Origin of the sequence: Vibrio sp. CJQ_6 (assembly GCF_043106745.1) — a bacterium.
Taxonomy (GTDB): domain Bacteria; phylum Pseudomonadota; class Gammaproteobacteria; order Enterobacterales; family Vibrionaceae; genus Vibrio; species Vibrio furnissii.
Genome location: NZ_JBICMV010000008.1, coordinates 22,432 through 43,748 on the forward strand (window position 1 = coordinate 22,432; position 21,317 = coordinate 43,748).

19 protein-coding genes are annotated in these 21,317 nt (G+C 51.3%); 15 read left to right on the top strand and 4 right to left on the bottom strand.

All coding sequences use genetic code 11. From position 1 onward, the window contains the following. Window positions 1-247: 247 nt before the first annotated feature. From ACF8PK_RS02230 to ACF8PK_RS02245, 4 genes are all read right to left on the bottom strand, one after another. Window positions 248-1,720 carry an aminoacyl-histidine dipeptidase gene (locus ACF8PK_RS02230; RefSeq protein ID WP_014204543.1) on the bottom strand — a complete coding sequence of 491 codons (1,473 nt, stop codon included), beginning with the start codon at window positions 1,718-1,720 and terminating at the stop codon, window positions 248-250. Window positions 1,721-2,416: 696 nt separating this feature from the next. Further along, complete coding sequence (locus ACF8PK_RS02235; RefSeq protein ID WP_206980593.1) at window positions 2,417-4,201, bottom strand: PLP-dependent aminotransferase family protein; 1,785 nt, start codon at window positions 4,199-4,201, stop codon at window positions 2,417-2,419. A gap of 100 nt (window positions 4,202-4,301) precedes the next feature. Then, window positions 4,302-5,573 (bottom strand): 4-aminobutyrate--2-oxoglutarate transaminase, encoded by a 1,272-nt coding sequence (gabT, locus tag ACF8PK_RS02240; RefSeq protein WP_392439930.1) that lies wholly within the window; start codon window positions 5,571-5,573, stop codon window positions 4,302-4,304. A gap of 32 nt (window positions 5,574-5,605) precedes the next feature. Continuing rightward, on the bottom strand, window positions 5,606-7,033 hold the full coding sequence (locus tag ACF8PK_RS02245; RefSeq protein WP_392439932.1) for an NAD-dependent succinate-semialdehyde dehydrogenase: 1,428 nt from the start codon (window positions 7,031-7,033) through the stop codon (window positions 5,606-5,608). Between the two features lie 219 nt (window positions 7,034-7,252). Between ACF8PK_RS02245 and ACF8PK_RS02250 the strand changes: the two genes are divergently transcribed. From ACF8PK_RS02250 to nusB, 15 genes are all read left to right on the top strand, one after another. Continuing rightward, on the top strand, window positions 7,253-8,269 hold the full coding sequence (locus tag ACF8PK_RS02250; protein WP_392439934.1) for a TRAP transporter substrate-binding protein: 1,017 nt from the start codon (window positions 7,253-7,255) through the stop codon (window positions 8,267-8,269). Between the two features lie 55 nt (window positions 8,270-8,324). Further along, the gene (locus ACF8PK_RS02255; protein WP_014204548.1) at window positions 8,325-8,942 is read left to right on the top strand and encodes a TRAP transporter small permease subunit; all 618 of its coding nucleotides are present in this window, start codon (window positions 8,325-8,327) and stop codon (window positions 8,940-8,942) included. Further along, on the top strand, window positions 8,932-10,254 hold the full coding sequence (locus ACF8PK_RS02260; RefSeq protein WP_004724932.1) for a TRAP transporter large permease subunit: 1,323 nt from the start codon (window positions 8,932-8,934) through the stop codon (window positions 10,252-10,254). Before ACF8PK_RS02255 ends, ACF8PK_RS02260 begins: the two co-directional genes overlap by 11 nt. 270 nt (window positions 10,255-10,524) lie before the next feature. After that, the gene (locus ACF8PK_RS02265; RefSeq protein ID WP_004724929.1) at window positions 10,525-11,817 is read left to right on the top strand and encodes an NCS2 family permease; all 1,293 of its coding nucleotides are present in this window, start codon (window positions 10,525-10,527) and stop codon (window positions 11,815-11,817) included. A gap of 37 nt (window positions 11,818-11,854) precedes the next feature. Continuing rightward, entirely contained in the window at window positions 11,855-12,319 is a 465-nt protein-coding gene (gene gpt / locus ACF8PK_RS02270; protein WP_038150864.1) for a xanthine phosphoribosyltransferase, read from the top strand. Between the two features lie 90 nt (window positions 12,320-12,409). Then, window positions 12,410-13,657, top strand: a complete 1,248-nt coding sequence (gene frsA, locus ACF8PK_RS02275) for an esterase FrsA (protein WP_004724926.1) — start codon at window positions 12,410-12,412, stop codon at window positions 13,655-13,657. Between the two features lie 100 nt (window positions 13,658-13,757). Further along, window positions 13,758-14,147: a sigma factor-binding protein Crl gene (crl, locus tag ACF8PK_RS02280; RefSeq protein WP_392439938.1), complete on the top strand. Its 390-nt coding sequence runs from the start codon at window positions 13,758-13,760 to the stop codon at window positions 14,145-14,147. A gap of 98 nt (window positions 14,148-14,245) precedes the next feature. Then, window positions 14,246-15,403 (top strand): glutamate 5-kinase, encoded by a 1,158-nt coding sequence (proB, locus tag ACF8PK_RS02285; protein ID WP_004724922.1) that lies wholly within the window; start codon window positions 14,246-14,248, stop codon window positions 15,401-15,403. 11 nt (window positions 15,404-15,414) lie between these two features. Further along, window positions 15,415-16,665, top strand: coding sequence for a glutamate-5-semialdehyde dehydrogenase (locus tag ACF8PK_RS02290; protein ID WP_392439940.1), 1,251 nt, complete (start codon window positions 15,415-15,417; stop codon window positions 16,663-16,665). A 102-nt stretch (window positions 16,666-16,767) separates the two neighbouring features. After that, a complete protein-coding gene (gene nrdR, locus ACF8PK_RS02295; RefSeq protein WP_014204550.1) occupies window positions 16,768-17,217 on the top strand; it encodes a transcriptional regulator NrdR in 450 nt (149 codons plus the stop codon). Window positions 17,218-17,230: 13 nt separating this feature from the next. After that, window positions 17,231-18,340: a bifunctional diaminohydroxyphosphoribosylaminopyrimidine deaminase/5-amino-6-(5-phosphoribosylamino)uracil reductase RibD gene (gene ribD / locus ACF8PK_RS02300; protein WP_143680673.1), complete on the top strand. Its 1,110-nt coding sequence runs from the start codon at window positions 17,231-17,233 to the stop codon at window positions 18,338-18,340. A gap of 2 nt (window positions 18,341-18,342) precedes the next feature. Beyond that, the gene (locus ACF8PK_RS02305) at window positions 18,343-18,999 is read left to right on the top strand and encodes a riboflavin synthase (protein WP_014204552.1); all 657 of its coding nucleotides are present in this window, start codon (window positions 18,343-18,345) and stop codon (window positions 18,997-18,999) included. 41 nt (window positions 19,000-19,040) lie between these two features. Beyond that, entirely contained in the window at window positions 19,041-20,150 is a 1,110-nt protein-coding gene (gene ribBA / locus ACF8PK_RS02310; protein WP_004724911.1) for a bifunctional 3,4-dihydroxy-2-butanone-4-phosphate synthase/GTP cyclohydrolase II, read from the top strand. Between the two features lie 192 nt (window positions 20,151-20,342). Further along, window positions 20,343-20,813 (top strand): 6,7-dimethyl-8-ribityllumazine synthase, encoded by a 471-nt coding sequence (ribE, locus tag ACF8PK_RS02315; RefSeq protein WP_004724909.1) that lies wholly within the window; start codon window positions 20,343-20,345, stop codon window positions 20,811-20,813. Continuing rightward, window positions 20,813-21,283 carry a transcription antitermination factor NusB gene (gene nusB, locus ACF8PK_RS02320; RefSeq protein WP_004724908.1) on the top strand — a complete coding sequence of 157 codons (471 nt, stop codon included), beginning with the start codon at window positions 20,813-20,815 and terminating at the stop codon, window positions 21,281-21,283. The genes ribE and nusB overlap by 1 nt, the downstream gene beginning before the upstream one ends. The last annotated feature ends 34 nt before the right edge of the window (window positions 21,284-21,317 follow it).

The following is a 21,317-nucleotide window of genomic DNA, read 5'->3' on the forward strand; positions in this document are numbered from 1 at the left end:
GTTTGAGAATTTCAGATACTGCTCAGGAATTTACCCGAAAGTGTGGGGGTTAAGCAGCATCCCCGATACAACTTCATAATGGAGTTATCGCTTGAATAGAGTTTGGTGAATAACTCTGGGAACTTCAAGGACGCGAACTCTAGCAGCGAACAATAAATTCAATCTAATGAATTAAATTTTTCGTGTCGACAAAAATTATTGATAGTTTACCAAAACAAAGCCGGGGTTTTTGACCCCGGCTTTCTGGTTAGGCTTTGGCTGGAATATTTTCCAACAAAGCAATCATTTGTTCCCAGAACAGGCCGACTGTATCGATCTTCACTTTCTCATCAGGAGAGTGTGGGAATTTGATGGTTGGACCGAATGACACCATGTCCATCGTTGGATAGGGTTTCTTAAACAGGCCACATTCAAGGCCTGCGTGGATCACCATGATGTTCGGTTTATGGCCGTAAATGCCTTCATACATGTCACGGAAGATGTGCATGATTTCGGAATCAGCATCCGGTTTCCAGCCCGGGTAAGCACCAGAGAACGCAATGTTTGCGCCAGCGAGTTCTGCCACGGAAGTCAGCATGCTTTCGACTTGGCTGCGGCCTGAGTCGATCAACGAGCGGATCAGGCACAATACTTTCACTTGGTCGCCTTCGGTGGTGACGACGCCGACGTTGAGTGAGGTTTCAACCACGCCTTCGATGTCATCGCTCATGCGAATCACGCCGTTCGGACATGCATTTAGCGCTGCGATCACGCGTTGTTGATCCGCGAGCGTAAAGACACCTTGGGCCACGTCTTTCGCTTCATTAAAGGTCACGATGCCGGTTTCGATGCGGCCGAGTTCTTCCTTCAGTAAGTCGGTGTAGGTGGTGAACAGTGCGTCAAGCTTGCTTTGATTCTCTGCAGGTACGGCGACGGTCACAAACGCTTCACGAGGAATGGCGTTGCGCAGGCTACCGCCACGAAATTCGATCAAACGCAGATCCAATGCTTGCGCGTGGCCGGCAAGAAAACGGGCAATCAGTTTGTTGGCGTTGCCGCGACCGGTATGAATATCACAACCAGAGTGGCCGCCTTTGAGCCCTTTCAGGGTTAATTGACGAGTCACGTAACCTGCTGGCAGCGCGTCGCGTTGAATATCAAAGCTCAATGCTCCGTCCACGCCACCTGCGCAGCCCATGTACACTTCGCCTTCTTGTTCGGAATCGGTGTTGAGCAGGATCTCTCCCTCCAACCAGCCCGCTTCTAGGCCGAACGCCCCCGTCATGCCCGCTTCTTCATCGATGGTCAGCAGCACTTCCAGTGGGCCGTGTTTGATCGTTGTCGATGCCAAGACGGCTAAACATGTTGCCATGCCGATGCCGTTGTCTGCGCCCAATGTGGTGCCTTTCGCGGTAACCCACTCGCCATCGACATAAGGTTGGATCGGATCTTTGGCGAAGTCATGATCGGTGTCTTCGTTCTTTTGGGGAACCATGTCGATGTGCGCTTGCAGCACAACCGCTTTTTTATGTTCCATCCCCGCAGTGGCTGGTTTCTTAATGAAGACGTTGCCTGTTGGATCGCGACGCACGTCCAGACCTTGTCCTTTGGCCCAGCCAATAATGTATTGCGCCAGCGCTTCTTCATGTTTTGACGGGTGAGGAATTGAGCAAATCTTATCGAAAAACTGCCACACAGGGGCAGGTGATAACTTGCTGATTTCAGAATGGAATTCAGACACAGATAACTCCTTTTGTGTAAATTTTCCCGATCATTGATAGGTTTTTGACGCTATTTTTAGACAAATAGACTGGAATCGGGCTGCGACATAGTGACGACCAACAGCATACCACTATGCGCGGATCGGGAGTAGCGCAATTGCGGATCGATTGTTTTTCATCGGTCACACTTTGGTGATGGTGGCAGGAATGCGAATGTGATGAAATGCAATTGATTGCGCTCTATTGGTAATTTTATTAAAAAACAAAATGAGGTTTTTGTAATTTAATTACCAAATATGCATGACGTAGATCAATTAATCGAATTTATGTGATTTTTGTCACCAAAAGTATTGTAATAAAATTTCTTGGTGGTATATTTGTAACCAACTTCGGAAACGAAGACAAAATGCTCAAAGGATGAGTCCGATTTGTCGCCTCCAAGGAACCGAGAAATCAATCAAGAATGTATGGTTTTAATGGTGATAGTTATGAATAAAGGTTTATCTTCTGTAATGTTCTGGAAAAACAAATCTGTGTTTACCGGCAGCTTTACATACCCGTCAAGCTTTGGCTACTAAGCGATAGCTTGCAACTCGAACAGTTTTGTTCACCCCTATATTAGAATTTATTTTTAATCAAATTTGGTTAATATGATTCACCGCCACCTGCGATCAGGTGGCGTTTTTTTATGCCTGCGATCCGGCCAATTGCGATGATCAAGCGCTGATCGTCGCCTCACCAATAAAGTAGCCGTCTTCATCAAACCGTTTGATCTCACCGTGTTCGCACACGATCGTGATGTAACGGATGTCCGAAAATTGCCAGTTACGCCACTGATAGACAAATTTGTCGTTCTCAACCCACCAGTAGCCTTCATCCACGTCGTTCGGACGTTCGGAAATGCCAATCAACTTGCCATCAGCTTGCAGTGTGATGCGATAGGGGATGTTGAAGCAATCTTTGGTGAGCAATGTTTTTTGGGTCAACAGCGCGCGAATTTGCTGGCTGGTGAGCGGCGGGGATTCACAATCTGCCAAACGTTCGTTGGGTAAGATCTGTTTGGCGATGCGCGCCAGTTGTTGGATGCCCTCGCGAATGTTCTCGGTGCGAATCGACTGAAAGCTAAGCCGAAAACTGTTGTTCTTGTGGTCGCAACAGTAATACTTGGCGCCATTGTTGATCAGAATACCTTGCGCCTCGGCCAGCCGTTCAAAGCGTTCTGCATCAAAGCCCTGTTTGTATTCGATCCAAAATGCCGTGCCTGCCAACGAAGCCACCGCCCCCGATTGCGGGAAATAATAGTTCATCGCTTTTTCCATCGTCAGCCACTTGTCGCGGTAGCGCTTGAGCAGCTTTTGCGCCAGCACATCGTAGTAGCCGAGGCTGAGAAACAGTGCCAACGTTTGGCAGTTGCTTTTCGGCGGCAGACTGTGGGTGCGTACCTGAAGCGATTTGATTTGTGCGATGAGCGGCTCGGCGGCGACGATGAAACCGATGCGCAGCCCCGGCGCAATGCTGGCCGTAAAACTGGAGATATAGATGATGCGTTCGCTGTGGTATTCGCAGCGCAGCGGTGGACAACTGTTCTCCATAAAGCTGACGTCGTGCTCAAAATCATCTTCAATGATCAGAAAGTCGTGCCGATCAGCTTGTGTCATCAACGCTTGGCGCCGTTCGGGCGACATACGCACGGTGGTCGGAAATTGGTTACTCGGTGTGGTGTACACCAGGTGGCAATCGGCCAGACGTTCATCAACAACCAAACCGTGCGAGTCGACTTCGATCGGCAACACATGGGCACGTCGTGCCTGAAATTGATGGCGCGCTTCTGGGTAGCCGGGGTTTTCCATCGCCACCGTACTCTGTTTGCTGACCAGCAATTTACTCAAATAATAGAGGCTGTTTTGGCTGCCTAGCGTAATGGCGATGTTGTCTTTGGCGACAAAAATGCCGCGCTTGGTCAGCACGCGAGTGCGGATTTGTTCGATCAGTTCTTCGTAGTCGTGATCATTGGACGTCCAACTGCGGTGGTTGCTTTTGTTGAGCGATTGAATGCTGCACTTACGCCATTCTGACACCGGAAATAGGTCTTCATCGACGAGTCCATTGACGAATACATACGGATAATCGTTGAGATCGTTCGCTTCGACATCCGCACGGGTGTGCTCGGCATTGAGGTAATTAAACCAATCCAAACCCGCGCTGGTGGCTGGGGCTGGGGTGTCGGAGTGGGGCGCTGGCGCGCTCAATTCTAACTGCGGATTGACGTAATAGCCTTTGCGTTCAATCGGCACCAACACGCCCTCTTCGGCGAGCTGTTCGTAGACCCGCAAAATGGTATTGCGCGATACGTTGAGTTTTTCCGCCAAACGGCGGGATGACATGATGCTGGTTTGCTTGGGCACAAATCCGGCAAAGATGGCTTTCGCGATGTCGCTTTTGATTTGATCTTGTAGCGTGCGCGAATCCTGGGGGTCGATATGAATCAATTGATACAGCATAGCTTTCCTGCACATCAAGCAGTGCGTGTGACGCGTATCAACGAAGGGGAGAGAAAACAGACGCGCATGGCTGCGCATCTGTTTGAGGTCTCGTTGACGGTCAGATTAACGACTGCAGTTCCGTTTTTATAATATCCAAGCCTTGAGTGATCAGTGCTGACTCGATGGTCAGTGGCGGAAGGAAACGAATCACGTTTGCCTTCACCCCACACGAGAGCAAGATCACGCCTTGGTGATGACACTTTAATACCAATTGTTTGGTCAGGTCTGCAAGTGGCAAGCCAGTGGTTGGATCATTGAGTTCCATCGCAATCATGGCGCCGACCTGACGAATATCCCCGATGTGCGGGATCGTTTTCTGCATTTCGAGCAAGCTTTCTTGAAATTGCAGACCGACGTGCTGCGCACGCTCACACAGGTTTTCATCTTTGATGATCTGAATCACTTCCAGCGCAGCGCAGCAGGCCAGTGGCGACCCAGCGTATGTGCCACCAATGCCGCCCGGCGTGGCGGCGTCCATGATCTCCGCTTTGCCGACCACACCCGACAGCGGGAAGCCGCCAGCAATCCCTTTCGCCATGGTGATCAGGTCCGGTTTGGCATCGAAGTATTCACACGCAAACAGTTTACCAGTGCGGGCAAACCCGGTTTGAATTTCATCACAGATCATCACAATGCCGTGTTGGTCACACAGGTCGCGGATCGCGCTGACCCAAGCGTTTGGCGCTTGGTAGAAACCGCCTTCACCTTGAATAGGTTCAAAAATGATCGCGGCAACGCGTGATGGTTCGATATCGCAAGCAAACAGATCCTGAATTGCGCTAAGGCTCTGCGCTTCGCTGACGCCATGATACGCATTTGGGTAAGGCACGTGGTAGATGTCGTTCGGGAACGGACCAAAGCCAGTTTTGTATGGGGCCACTTTGCCAGTCAGTCCCATGCATAGGTTGGTACGGCCATGGAAACCGCCTTTAAAGGCAATCACGCCGCTACGGCCAGTGTATGCGCGCGCAAACTTGATCGCGTTTTCGACCGCTTCTGCGCCTGTGGTGACAAATGCAGCTTTCTTGTCGAACTCTCCCGGCGCGATGTCGACCACACGTTCGGCCAGTTCAACAAAGCTGGTGTAAGGCGTCACCATGGAACAGGTGTGGCTGAATTGATCGAGCTGCTCTTTGACTGCCGCGACGATGCGTGGGTGTGAGTGACCGGTGTTATTCACCGCGATACCTGCGGCGAAATCGATGTACTGCTTGCCCTCAATATCGGTGATCAGCGCGTTTTCTGCTTTCGCTGCGTAAATGGGGGCGAGGTTCGCCATGCCTTTCGCGACGACTTTTTCCTTGCGATTTTGCCATTCCGTATTTGTCATGTTTGCGTGTCCTTGTGATGATGTTCAGCGGCTTAAAAGCCACCGAAGCAGAGGTATTTGATATTGAGGTATTCGTCGATGCCCTGTTTGGCGCCTTCGCGGCCAAAGCCGGATTGCTTCACGCCGCCAAAGGGCGCGACTTCGTTGGAAATCAGTCCTTCGTTAATGCCCACCATGCCGTATTCCAGCTTTTCGGCGATGTGAAACGCGCGGTGAATATTGGTGGTGTAGAAGTAGCTGGCGAGGCCGTAAATGGTGTCGTTGGCGCTGCGCACCAGTTCGTCGTCGTGGGAGAAACGCACGATCGGCGCGACCGGGCCAAACAGTTCGGTTTGCACGATGTCCATCGCTTGTGTCACGTTGGTCAATACGGTCGGTTCGATAAACAGCCCGCCCGCAGACTGACCGCCCAGCGCAATGCTGGCACCTTGTTCGACCGCCGTGTCGATGTAGCTGAGCACGCTGTTTTTCGCTTTGATATCAATCAGCGGACCGATGTTGACGCCCGCTTCAAGACCGTTGCCCATTTTCAGCTCGGCCACGGCCGCGACAAATTTCGTTACGAACTCGTCATACACTGCATCCTGCACATAGAAGCGGTTGGCGCACACGCAGGTTTGACCGGCGTTGCGGAATTTCGAGGCAATGGCCCCTTGCACCGCGGCATCGATGTCGGCGTCATCAAACACGATGAACGGCGCGTTGCCGCCCAGTTCCATCGATGTACGTTTGATGGTGCCCGCACATTGGGTAATCAGGTGGCGACCCACTTGAGTCGACCCAGTGAATGACAGCTTTTTGATGTCCTCGTGAGTACAGAAAATATCGCCCACGGCGACCGATGAATGGTTGTTGAGCACAATCAACAAGTCTTGAGGCAGACCCGCCTGATAGGCCAGCTCCGCCGTGGCATAGGCTGACAGCGGCGTTTGGTTGGCGGGTTTAACGATGAAGCTACAACCGGCGGCCAGCGCAGGCGCGGCCTTACGGGTGATCATCGCAATCGGAAAATTCCAAGGCGTGATGGCGGCGGCAACACCAATCGGCTGCTTGACCGTCATCAGGCGCTTGTTGCCTGCCGGTGACGGAATGGTCTCGCCATAGGTGCGTTTGCCTTCTTCGGCGAACCATTGAATGAAGGATGCGCCGTACATCACTTCCCCTTTGGCTTCGGCCAGCGGTTTGCCCTGTTCCAAGGTCATGATGCGCGCGAGGTCGTCGGCGTTTTCCACCATTAGATCGTACCAACGCTTAAGAATTACCGCGCGCTCGGCGGCAGTTTTGTCTTGCCAGCGCTGCTGCGCCTGTTTTGAACGGGCGATCAGCGTGTGGATGGTTTGCGTATCGACAGATGGAATGTAGGCCAGAATGTCATCGGTGGCGGGGTTGAGGACCGCAATCGCGTCGTCACTGGCTGCGCAGGTCGCATTCAGTAGCGCCTTGTTAACAATGTGCTCCATATTTGTATCTCTTTTGTAGGCTGATGATGGCATGTTAGACACAAAACGCGGTGCGTACTGAGTACCAGTTGCTCACAAACGTTGGTACCAGAACGGTGAATTGAGCTGGTACCATAACAACTTCGCCACTGGCTCTATCGCATTCCTTTTCCGTTCTTCATATTGAGTTGGGAAACAAATCAATAACAAAAGTGTAACGATGCAGGAAGAGGAATTTCTATGTTAAGTGTAAAGGGAACCAAGCTGGCGAAAGCTGTTCTGGCCGCGGCGGTTGGGGTGAGTGCTTTGATGTGTTCGACCGCAACCCTAGCGGCGCAGTACAACTGGCGTTTTGCGAACTTATACGGCCGTGGCACTGCGTTTGGCGAGGTGTATGAAGACCTGGCCAAGAACATCGAAACCATGTCGAATGGTCGCATCGCCGTGCAAGTGCTTTACTCCGGTGAGGGCGTTGGAACCAGCGGCATTCTGAGCGCGGTGAAATCGGGTTTGATCACCATGGGCGCACCCTTTCAACCGATGCATGCTGGGGAATTCCCGGCGGGCGTTGTGGAAGTGGGCTTGCCGGGTGGCACGTCGGATGTCGCGGCACTGACCACGCTGTTCCATGACAAAGGTTGGGGCAAAATTCTTAAACAAGCGTACGGTTCGCAAGGCTTGGAATGGCTCGATCCTTACATTCAACCACCGGTGTACATCATCACCAAACAGCCCATCAATTCGATTGCCGATTTCAAAGGCTTGAAGATTCGTGCGCCAGGTGCGTACGGCAAGTTCCTGCGTAATTTGGGCGCTTCGCCGGTTTCTCTGGCATGGAGCGAAATCTACACCTCGCTGGCAACGGGTGTGATCGACGGCTCGATCGGCTCAAACATGATTGATCACCGCGATGGCAACCACGTTGAAGTGGCGAAATACATGTACCCCGTGCCACTAGCGGGCGCGCAAGTGCTCCCCATCGTCGTCAATCAGAAAGCGTGGAACAAACTACCGGCTGATTTGCAGGCGATTGTGAAAGCGGCAACGGCAGCGCACGCGCAGGAACAGATGTCGAAATCCAAACTGTGGGAATCGCAAGCGGTAGCCGATATGGAAGCCAAAGGCCTGCAATGGAGCCCGCAGCCTTCAGAGGCGGATCTGAAAGCGTGGAAAGACGCGGGGATGTCGCTGGCAAAAGAGTATGCCGCGGAAGACCAGTATTCCAAGCAGCTGGTGGATATTCTTGAGCAACAATAATGGACGACGCAGGTGAACCCGTTTGGGTTCGCCTGTTTTTTATAGGGAGATTTCTATGCTTGAAGCCATTTTACTGAGGTATTGCCAGTTCACGAAATACGTCGTCAGTCTGATTGGACGCTCAGTGTCGTACTTGCTTCCCGTACTTGCCGTGATTGTGTTTTACGAGGTGTTTGCTCGTTACGTGTTGAACCGCCCAACCATTTGGGGTTACGACACGTCCTTATTCTTGTTTGGCTACATTGCGGCATTAGGCGGCGCGTATGCTCAGCAACGCGAAGCGCACATCAACGTCGATATCATTCACGCCAAAGTGTCGGAAAAAACCAGACGCCTGTTTGATGTGCTGACGGGGATTTTGGCGATGGGGTTTCTGGCGGTTATGGTCAAAACCTGCGGTGGTATGTTTATCGAAAGTCTCGAATTCAATTACAAAACTCAGAGTGAATGGGCACCCGCCATGCATCACTTTTGGTTGATGATGACGGTTTCGGCAGGCGTGTTCATCGCCGAATATTCGACGGAGTTGATTGCCAATCTGTTCTTCTTGATCAAAGGCCGCGAATTGAATGGTGAGGTTCATCAGCACGTCAATCTGGATGAGCAGCCATTTAAGGTCGATAACGACCAGTTGGATTCCGTTTTTGACAAGGAGAGCCCAAATGGGAATTGAGATGTTAACCCTGGTGTTGTTGGGTTGTATTCTGACCGCGTTCGTTCTTGGCGCACAGGTTGGGCTAGCGCTCGGCGGGATCGCGATGGGCGTCGGGTATCTGGTGTGGGGCGAGTCGCTGTTTAACATCATTCCGACCACGGTCGAAAGCACCTTCTTCAACTTTATTCTGCTGGCGATTCCGCTGTACATCTACATGGGGCAGATCCTGACGCGCTCTGGGATCGGCGATGCGATGTTTAACGCCAGCCAACTGGCGATCGGCCGTGTGCGCGGATCGCTGGCGATCAGCGTGATCGGCGTGTGTTCAATGATCGGCGCGATGGTGGGGATCATCGGCGCTGGCATCATGACCTCCAGTTCGATTGCGCTCAAACCGATGCTTGAGCGCGGCTACGACAAGAAGCTGGCACTCGGGGTGATCATGGCTGGCGGTTCGCTGGGCATTTTGATTCCGCCGAGCATTCCGATGATCATGTTCGCATCCTCGACTCAGAACTCGGTCGGCAAGATGTTTCTTGGCGCGATGGTCCCGGCGCTGATTACGATCGTGCTGCTCATCAGCTACGTGGTGATCAGCTGTAAAATGCGTCCGGAACGTGCGCCGATGGACATCGACAACGACATCGAAATTCCCAAAGGCTATGAGCTGTTTAAAACCATTCGTGACGGCGCCTCTTCGTTTGCGCTGATTGTGGTCGTCCTTGGTAGCATCATTGCCGGGATTGCGACGCCAACGGAATCGGGCGCGCTGGGCGTGATGGGCGCGATTCTGCTCTCGATTCTGTTCAAGCGGTTTAAACCGGAACTCTTGATGCGTTCGGGCATGCAAACCGCGATGCTGGTCAGTGTCGCGATGTGGATTATTCTCGGCGCGTCGGTGTTTAGTAACTTCCATCTGCTGATGGGCATTCAAGGCATGGTGGCGGGGTTTACTCAAAATCTCGACCTGCCGCCGATTGTCATCATCATGATGTTTCAAGTCATCATGTTGCTGCTCGGTTTCATCATCGATGAATTTATCATTGTGTTGATGTGCGCGCCGATATTTACTCCAGTTGCCGTGGCACTTGGATATGACCCGATTTGGTTTGGCGTGTTGATGATTCTCAACATTGTGATTGCGGTACAGACGCCGCCGTATGGGTTTGCACTGTTCTACCTCAAAGGCATTGCGCCGAAAGGGGTGACCATGATGGATCTGTACAAATCGGTCACGCCATTCATTCTGGTGCAGTTTGTGGTGCTGGTGATCTGCATGCTGTTTCCAGACCTCGTTACTTGGTTACCGAACAAGGTGATGAATTCCTAGTCCCATCGGGTGGATGCTGCTGATATTCACAACCTCTCTCTGATGTGCAGCCAAGCAAAAGGGAGAGGTTGTTCTCATTTCTGAACTGCCATTCTGGTGATGATTTTTTGGCCGAAAAGCCTGCTGTTTATGTGTAGCTGTGCATAAATGTTTCTGAGTTTCTAAAAAATCGATGCAAATTCCATCTGGAATTTGTGATTTGATAACTTTATAATCTGCGCCCAATCGATTACGCAACCGTTTACTTTTTACCTTTATTAGGACTCGAACATGCTGGAAAGGCTATTTAAACTCAGTGAACATGGCACAAACGTGCGCACTGAGATCATTGCAGGGGTCACCACCTTCCTGACCATGGCATACATTATCTTCGTGAACCCAGCGATTCTTTCAGATGCCGGAATGGATCGTGGTGCCGTTTTTGTTGCTACCTGTCTGGCGGCAGCGGTTGGCTGTTTCATCATGGGTCTCGTCGCGAACTATCCGATTGCACAAGCACCGGGCATGGGCCTGAACGCGTTCTTTACCTACGTGGTCGTGCTGGGTATGGGTTACTCTTGGCAGGTTGCGCTTGCAGCCGTGTTCTGTTCAGGCGTGCTGTTTATTCTGCTGAGCTTGTTTAAGATTCGAGAGTGGATCATCAACTCGATTCCGATGTCACTGCGAACCGGTATCTCGGCGGGTATTGGTCTGTTTTTGGCGTTCATTGCGCTGAAAAATGCCGGTATCGTGGTTGATAACCCAGCAACACTGGTTTCTATGGGGGCCATCACGTCGCTGCCTGCAGTACTCGGCGCGCTTGGTTTCTTCTTCACCATCGCGCTGGTTCACCGTGGTGTGAAAGGTGCCGTGATGATTGCGATTTTATCCATCACCGTCTTGGGTCTGATCTTCGGTGATGTGCAGTGGGGCGGTGTGATGTCTGCGCCACCAAGCTTGGCACCAACCTTCATGCAACTCGACTTCTCACACGTTTTTGAAGTGGGCATGATCTCCGTTGTGTTTGCATTCCTGTTTGTCGACCTGTTTGACACTGCGGGCACATTGGTTGGCGTTGCGACCAAAGCGGGCCTGATTGGTGACGACGGCAAGATTCCTCGTCTGAATCGCGCGCTGCTGGCGGACTCAACGGCCACATCAGTGGGTGCACTGCTGGGGACGTCTAATACCACTTCTTTTGTCGAGAGTGTCTCGGGTGTTGCAGCAGGTGGCCGTACCGGTCTGACCGCAGTTGTCGTTGGTATTTTGTTCCTACTTGCATTATTCTTCTCGCCATTAGCGGGTATGATCCCAGCCTACGCGACGTCAGGTGCGCTGTTTTACGTTGCCATTCTGATGCTTTCAGGACTGGTAAGCATTGACTGGCGCGATCTGACCGAAGCGGCGCCAACCGTGGTGACCTGTCTTTTGATGCCACTGACTTTCTCAATTGCAGAAGGTATTTCAATGGGCTTTATCGCGTACGCGCTGATTAAGCTGTTGAGTGGGAAAGGCCGCAGCGTGTCACTCAGTGTCTGGGTGATGGCGATCATCTTTGCTGTCAAATACATTCTTGCTGCGTAAGCGCGGCAAAACATTTCCAAACTTTAGGTCAATAACAATGAGTAGAAAATTCGTTATCACTTGGGACAATATGCAGAAGTACTGCCGTGAACTGGCTGAACTTCAAATGCCTGCAGAACAATGGAAAGGTATCCTGGGTGTAAGCCGTGGTGGCTTGGTACCAGCAGCTATCCTGGCTCGCGAACTGGGTATTCGTTACGTCGATACCGTATGTATCTCGAGCTACGACCACGATCACCAACGTGACATGAGCGTGCTAAAAGCACCCGATCACGATGGCGAAGGTTTCCTGATTGTTGATGACCTAGTCGACAGTGGCGATACAGCGCGTAAGATCCGTGAAATGTATCCAAAAGCGAAATTTGTGACTGTATGCGCGAAGCCTGCAGGTCGTGAATTGGTGGATCAATACGTGGTGGACATTCCACAAGACACGTGGATTGAACAGCCTTGGGACATGGTTTTGTCGTTTGTTGAACCGGTAAACCGTAAACAAAAATAAACTGTGATTCTCAACTTTATTTGATAATGGCCCTGTTTAGGGCCATTTTTTTTATTACTATTAGGCCACTATTCTCAACAGAGACGCGTTATGTCCGAAGAAATCAGCAAAAACCTTTCTGAGACTTTGTTCCAAAAGCATAAACAAGCCAAAGAAACGTCCTCTCTTATTCAGTACATGCCAAGTAGCCAACAATTTCTTGAACAGAAAAAAGAGCAAGAGGACAACGCTTGGTACCGAAACCTGCGTCGTTTGCAATGGGCTTGGCAGGGCATCGATCCGGTTGAACAAGAAGAAGTACTAGCGCGTATCGCCTCATCCAAACATTCCCGTACCGAAGATCGCTGGCTGGATACGGTGATGGGGTATCGTGGTGGCAACTGGGCCTATGAATGGACCAAGCTGGGCATGCAGCATCAGGCGCGCGCTGGGTCAAAAGCAGGCGAAAAAGCCGCTGATGAAATGTTTGCCGCGTCGCTCTGCTTCAGCATTGCCGGTTACCCACATCTGAGAAACGATAATCTCGCGCTGCAAGCGCAAATTCTGGCCAACAACGCTTACATGGAAGCAGCCAACCTCACCAAATACGTGGTGAAACGCTTAGAGTTCCCATACAAAAACAAAAAAATCGTCGGCCACCTGCATCTCTCCAATACTGAAAAACCGCAGCCGGTGGTGATCGTCAGTGCCGGGCTTGATAGCTTACAAACGGACATGTGGCGTTTGTTCCGTGACTTTTTGGTCAAGCGGGATATCGCGATGTTGACCATCGACATGCCTTCGGTGGGCCACAGCTCGCACTGGGCGCTCACAGAAGATTCGTCATGTTTGCATCAGGCCGTGCTCAACCAACTGGATACGCTGCCTTGGGTGGATCACTTCCGTGTCGGCCTCGTTGGATTCCGCTTTGGCGGCAATGCGATGGTGCGCCTGTCGTTCCTTGAGCCAGAGCGTGTGAAAGCGTGTGTCTCTCTCGGCGCGCCGATTCACGATGTGTTGGTCTCGCCGAAAAAAATGAAGATGATGACCAAAATGTACTTAGATGTGCTGGCATCGCGTTTGGGCAAATCGGCGGTGGATATCGACAGCTTGTCTGGGCAGTTGATGGCGTGGTCGTTGAAAATGCAAGGCTTCCTTAGCAGTCGTCGCACCAAAGTGCCGATTCTCGCCATGGGGTTGGAAGGCGATCCGGTATCACCGTACAGCGATAACCAGTTGGTGGCGCTCTTTAGTCAAGGTGGTAAAGCTAAGCAAATAAAAAGTAAGACAATTACACAAGGATATGAGCAATCCCTCGATTTAGCGATAAATTGGCTGGAAGACGAACTCAACAGATGACTTTTGCCCTAAATTAGTTAAGAGTGATGAATATATATTGCTTAAATATATAATTATCAAATATTAAAGGTCATTCTTAACATTGCAACGGAGAGTCAATATGTCAGAGGTGACGAAGAGTCCGACCCATTATCGTTTGTTGGCGGCACTGAAAGCCATTGGTCCTTATTTGCGCGAAGGACAGTGCAAAGATGGTTTTTATCTGTTTGATTGTTTAGCGTTTTGTGTCAACGATAAAAAGTCCCCAGAGAAACGTGAATTCTGGGGCTGGTGGATGGAGCTGAGCCCAACATCCGACGGGTTTGAAGCGAAATATCATATCGGGCGTTACAATCTGGCGGGTGAATGGCACACCGACGCGGTGCCGAAAACGGCATTGCCGGAGGTGAATCGCACGCAGGAAGACTTTCATCAAAAGTTAGAGAAAACGTTACAAGAACGTTTCGCGCTCACGCTATCTTTGCATGAGCAATCAACTGAATTCGTTTAGTTTTACCCGTCTGACATATCTGTCAATCAAAAAGGTGCTTTTTAGCACCTTTTCTGCTTGTGCATTCCGCTGTTGATTGCTAAAACATCTTCTCTTAAATGTTTTTCATTACAGAAGAAATCATGAAAACGAATCATCAAAGCGGAAATGTTTCACAAACTGTCATCGTGAAACTAGGAACCAGTGTTCTGACCGGTGGTACGTTGGCGCTCGACCGTGCGCATATGGTCGAATTGGCGCGTCAATGTGCTGAACTGAAAAAACAAGGTCACTCAGTCGTGATCGTGTCGTCTGGTGCAATTGCAGCAGGCCGTGAACATCTTGGTTACCCCGCACTGCCCAACGCGATCTCAAGCAAACAGTTGCTGGCCGCGGTGGGACAGAGTCAGTTGATTCAAGCTTGGGAATCTCTATTTTCGATTTATGGCATCAAAATCGGCCAGATTCTGCTGACGCGTGCCGATCTTGACGACCGTGAACGTTTCCTCAACGCACGTGACACCATCAACGCGTTGGTGGCTCACGACATCATTCCGATCGTCAATGAAAACGATGCGGTAGCGACCAACGAAATCAAAGTGGGCGATAACGACAACCTGTCAGCGTTGGTCGGTATTTTGTGCGGCGCTGATAAATTGCTGCTGCTGACTGACCAAAAAGGGCTGTTCACTGCCGACCCGCGCAAAGACCCCAATGCCGAGCTGATCAAAGAAGTCAAAACCATTGACGACACGCTGCGTAAAATCGCAGGCGGCAGTGGCACCACCTTAGGCACTGGCGGTATGGCGACCAAACTGCAAGCGGCAGATATTGCTCGCCGTGCGGGCATTGAGGTGATCATTGCGGCTGGTCGTGCGCCGAACGTCATTTTCGATTCCCTGAGCGACGCGCCGCAAGGCACGCGCTTCCTACCGTTGGAAGAAGCGCTCGAAAACCGCAAACGCTGGATTTTGGCTGGGCCAGCTGCATCCGGTGACATCTTCATCGATGATGGCGCAGTGCGCGCAGTCTTGAACAAAGGCAGCAGCTTGCTGGCGAAAGGTGTGGTGCGCGTTCAAGGTGAATTCTCGCGTGGCGAAGTGGTACGGGTGACCAACGGCCATGGCCATTTGGTGGCGCGTGGCATCGCGAAATACTCCAGCCGCGACATGGCAAAAATTGCCGGCAAACACAGTAAAATGATTATCGAAACACTCGGCTATGATTATGGCTCAGAAGTGATTCACCGCGACGACATGGTCGTGATTCAGGAATAGGGAGAGAGACAGTGGACTTAACACTCATGGGGAAAGCGGCCAAAGACGCGTCGTTTCAACTCGCCACCGCCTCGACGGCACAAAAAAATCACGCACTGGCCATCATTGCTGATGAACTAGAAGCCAATGCGGCGCAAATTCTTGCGGCCAATGCCAAAGATATCCAATTGGGCCGCGATGCCGGTTTAAGTGATGCGCTGCTGGATCGCTTGCTGCTGAATGAATCGCGTCTGAATGCGATTGCCAATGACGTGCGTAACGTGATTAGCCTTCATGATCCGGTGGGCAGCGAAATCGACAGCAAAGTGCTCGAAAATGGCATGTCGTTGTCGCGTCGTCGCGTGCCTCTGGGCGTCGTCGGGGTGATTTATGAAGCGCGTCCGAATGTGACCATCGATATCGCCGCGCTGTGTCTAAAGACCGGTAACGCCTCGATTCTACGTGGCGGCAAAGAGACGTTTTTCTCCAATGTGGAGCTGGTCAAAGTGATTCAGTCTGCGCTGAAAAAAGCGCAGTTGCCTGCCGCTTCTGTGCAATACATTGAAAAACCAGACCGTGAGCTGGTGACTCAGCTGCTCAAACTTGACGATTACGTGGACATGATTATTCCGCGTGGCGGCGCGGGCTTGCACAAAATGTGTAAAGAAAACAGCACGATTCCGGTCATCATTGGTGGGTTTGGTATCAGCCATATTTTTGTCGATGACAGTGCTGATTTGGATAAATCGGTGGATGTGATTGAAAACGCCAAAGTGCAGCGTCCATCAGCGTGTAACTCGCTTGATACCTTACTGGTGCATGAAGCCATTGCGCAGCCTCTGCTGGAAAAACTGGTTGCAAAACTCAACGACAAAGTGACGTTTGTTGTGGAGCCCAAAGCCAAAGCGCTGATGAGTTCGGCAACACAGCTTCGTGACGCGCAAGCGGGCGATTTTGACACCGAATGGCTGAGCTACACACTGGGCGTGAAAGTGGTGCGAGATGTTCATGAAGCGATTGATCACATGCGTGAGCACAACGCGAGCCACTCGGATGCCATCATGACCAACAGCTTGTGCAACGCGGAGCTGTTCATCAATGCTGCGGGTTCAGCTGCGGTGTATGTCAATGCGTCAACCCGCTTTACGGACGGTGCGCAATTTGGGTTGGGCGCGGAAGTGGCGGTCTCCACTCAGAAACTGCACGCGCGCGGTCCAATGGGCTTGGAAGAGCTCACCAGCTACAAGTGGGTGGGCAAAGCGAACTACTTGTCACGTAGTTAACAAAATAAGCGTAAGTTGTAGACAAAAGGGGCGATTTCGCCCCTTTTCCTTTTCTTCGCCAAACTAATTCCGGTACACTGAAAGCCTTGTTATGGAGGTGATATGCATTGTCCTTTTTGTTCTGAGAACGATACAAAAGTGATCGACTCACGTTTGGTAGCCGATGGCCATCAAGTGCGCCGCCGCCGCCAATGTCTGGCTTGTAATGAGCGCTTTACCACCTTTGAGACCGCCGAACTGGTGATGCCTCGGGTGATCAAATCCAATGGCAACCGTGAACCGTTTGATGAAGACAAAATGGTGGGTGGGTTGCAACGCGCATTAGAGAAGCGCCCGGTCAGTGCCGATGCCATTGAATTGGCAATCAGTACCATCAAATCGAAGCTGCGTGCGACGGGGGAACGTGAAGTCCCAAGCAAATTGATCGGTAATTTAGTGATGGAACAGCTCAAAGAGTTGGATAAAGTCGCTTATATTCGTTTCGCCTCGGTGTACCGCAGCTTTGAAGATGTGCGGGAATTTGGCGAAGAGATTGCTAAACTCGAAGACTGAGCATTTCCAGACTATGCCTACATTTACCTCTTTTGATTATCAAATGATGTCCCGTGCGATCAAACTGGCGCAGCGTGGACGTTTTACCACTGCCCCCAATCCCAATGTCGGTTGCGTGATCACGCAAGGCGAGTCCATTGTTGGAGAAGGGTTCCACTTTCGCGCTGGCGAACCGCATGCAGAAGTACATGCCTTGCGTATGGCGGGCGAGCAATCGGTGGGCGCCACCGCATATGTGACGCTTGAGCCGTGCTCTCATTACGGGCGCACCCCGCCGTGTGCCGAAGGCTTGATTAAAGCCGGTGTCGCGCGCGTGATCTGCGCGATGCAAGACCCAAATCCACAGGTGGCCGGGCGGGGCATTGACATGCTGCGCGAAGCGGGCATTGAGGTGCAGGTCGGTTTATTGGAAGCCGATGCATTAGCGCTCAATCCGGCGTTTATCAAACGCATGAAAACCGGCATGCCATGGGTGCAACTGAAAATGGCGGCAAGTCTTGATGGTCAAACGGCATTGGCCAATGGCCGCAGCCAATGGATTACATCACCACAGGCGCGTCAAGATGTGCAGGCTTATCGCGCGCAAGCTGGCGCGGTGCTATCAACCAGCCAAACGGTGTTAGCCGACAACGCCTCTTTGACGGTGCGTTGGCAGGACTTACCTGCGCATGTTCAAGCAAAATACGCTGAACAACATCTGCGCCAACCGGTGCGCGCCATTCTCGATCGTCAGCATCAATTGCACCGCGAACTGGCTCTGTATGCAACGGACAGTGCTGTGCTCCGAGTGGCGAATCAGGATGCCGATGTGTGCGTCGCGCTTGATGAACACGGCCAGTTGAATTTGCGCGAAGTCTTGGGCGCGTTAGCCAAACACCACAATATCAACCATATTTGGGTCGAAGCGGGCGCCACTTTGGCGAAGTCGCTGCTGGAACAAGACTTGGTGGATGAACTGGTTATGTACCTGGCACCCAAAATCATGGGCAGCGACGGACGCGGCCTGTTTGGGGCGTTGGGGCTGACGGACATGCAACAGGTTTTGGCGTTGAACATTCAAGATTGCCGAATGGTTGGCCCGGATATTCGCGTCGTGGCGACGCTTGAACGGAAAGATAACTGATTATGTTTACTGGAATTGTCGAAGCGGTCGGTACGCTGACTGCGATTACGCCCAAAGGTGAAGACATCACCATCTCGGTGAATGCGGGCAAACTGGATATGAGCGATGTTAAACTGGGTGACAGCATTGCGACCAACGGCGTGTGTTTGACCGTCGTGGCGTTTGACTCGCACAGCTATAGCGCTGATTTATCGCTGGAAACATTGAAAAAATCCGGCTTTGCTGACTACAAAGTGGGCGATAAAGTGAATCTAGAAAAAGCGATGTTGCCGACCACGCGTTTTGGTGGCCACATTGTGTCGGGTCACGTGGATGGGGTGGGCGAAATCGTTGAGCGCAATCAAGTCGGCCGCGCCATTGAATTTTGGGTGGCCATGCCCGCGGAGCTGAGCAAATACGTCGCGGAGAAAGGGTCGATGACGGTGGATGGCATCAGCCTGACGGTCAATGACTTACGCAAAAACGCGTTCAAGCTGACCATCGTGCCACACACCACGCAAGAGACCACGATTGATCACTTCCAGGTCGGTCGTAAAGTGAATCTGGAAGTGGATGTTCTTGCTCGTTATCTGGAGCGTTTGCTGCATGGTGGCCGTGAAGAGCAGCCAGCAGAATCGCGCATTACAATGGAATTCTTACAACAAAATGGTTTCGCGTAATTCGGGTTTCCGATTGCGCACCTGACAATAGGACGAGAATCATGCCAATTAGTACGCCTCAAGAAATTATCGACGATATTCGCCTGGGTAAAATGGTCATTCTGATGGATGATGAAGACCGTGAAAACGAAGGCGACCTGATCATGGCGGCCGAGCATATTACGCCGGCAGCGATTAACTTTATGGCGACTCATGGTCGTGGTTTGATTTGTCTCACCATGACCAAAGCGCGTTGCCATAGTTTGGGCTTGCCTCCGATGGTGCAGGACAACAATGCGCAATACACCACCAACTTCACGGTGTCGATTGAAGCGGCAGAAGGCGTGACCACCGGCATTTCAGCGGCTGACCGTGCGCGCACCGTGCAAGCGGCTGTGGCGAAAGATGCCAAAGCGTCAGACCTAGTTCAACCGGGCCACATTTTTCCGTTGGCCGCGCAAGACGGCGGCGTGCTGATCCGCGCAGGACACACCGAAGCAGGTTGTGACTTGGCGCGTTTGGCAGGGTTGGAACCGGCATCGGTGATTGTTGAGATCCTCAATGAAGATGGCACCATGGCGCGTCGTCCGGATCTGGAACTGTTTGCGGAAAAACACGATATCAAACTGGGCACCATTGCTGACTTGATTGAATACCGAAACAACACCGAAACCACCATTGAACGTGTAGCGCAATGCAAATTGCCGACCGAATACGGTGAATTTGACTTGGTGACGTTCCGCGATGTGATCGACAATCAGATTCACTTTGCGCTGAAAAAAGAGACCGCCACCGATCAAGTGCCGCTGGTGCGTGTGCATCTGCAAGACACCTTTACCGATTTGCTGCGCAGCGACCGCAACGCGGAACGCAGCTGGACGCTGGACAAAGCGATGCAACGCATTGGGCAAGAAGGGGGTGTGCTGGTGATTCTGGGCAATGAAGAGTCCTCTGAACTGCTGCTGCACCGCGTGAAAATGTTTGAACAACAAGACAAAGGCGATGCACCAACGCTTGCAAAAAAGCAAGGCACATCCCGCCGCGTTGGGGTTGGTTCGCAAATTCTGGCGGATCTGGGCATCAGTGACATGCGTTTACTGTCATCCGCGAACAAGAAATACCATGCGCTGGGCGGTTTTGGCCTCAATGTGGTCGAATACGTCTGCGAATAACTCGAAACAGGCTGCCGCTCGCATGAGCGGCAAGTCGCTGTGCTTTATTAATAATTCAGATTCAATCCCGTTCTCAGGTGGCGCCGTTCGTTGCTCGGCAAATTGCGTGTCAAATTACCATTAGATATCGCTCACAAATTTGTGCTAGAATCCGGCGATTCTCACTTGATGAACAGAGTTAAAGGAAAGCTTATGAAAGTGATCGAAGGTGGTTTCCCAGCACCAAATGCAAAAGTTGCGATTGTGATTTCTCGTTTCAACAGTTTTATTAACGAAAGTCTGCTGTCTGGAGCCATCGACACTCTGAAACGTCACGGCCAAGTTAGCGACGAGAACATTACTGTCGTTCGTTGCCCAGGTGCAGTCGAGCTGCCGCTAACTGCACAACGTGTTGCGAAAACCGGTAAATTCGACGCGATCGTGTCGCTAGGTTCAGTAATCCGTGGTGGCACGCCTCACTTTGACTATGTTTGTAGTGAAATGAATAAAGGTCTGGCACAAGTGTCGATGGAATTCAGTATTCCAGTGGCATTTGGTGTTCTGACTGTCGATACAATCGATCAAGCTATTGAACGCGCAGGAACCAAGGCTGGTAATAAAGGTGCAGAAGCTGCACTGAGCGCACTTGAGATGATTAACGTTCTTTCTGAAATTGATTCCTAATGGGGGCCAGTGTGAAACCAGCCGCACGTCGTAATGCACGTCAATTTGCGCTACAAGCTATTTATTCGTGGCAAATTACTAAAGATAATGTTGCGACTATTGAAGAGCAATTCTTATCCGGTGGTAAGTATGATGAAGAAGAGCATCATGCGTCTGAACCAGCACTTGCTGCTCCAGAGACTGACGTTGCATACTTCCGTGATCTTTTAGCGGGTGTTGTGCTTAACCACACAGAGCTAGACAGTAAATTACGTCCGTTCGTGTCTCGTCCAATGCAAGATCTCGACATGATGGAGCTTGCTCTGCTTCGTCTTGCGATGTACGAAATGACACGTCGTGAAGACGTACCATACAAAGTTGTGATTAACGAAGCGATTGAACTGGCTAAAGTTTTCGCTGCAGAAGATAGCCACAAATTTGTGAACGGGGTACTGGATAAAGCCGCACCTCATGTACGCAAAAAATCGTAATTCGCTTTACAATAAAGAGGTCAGCATCAGCTGA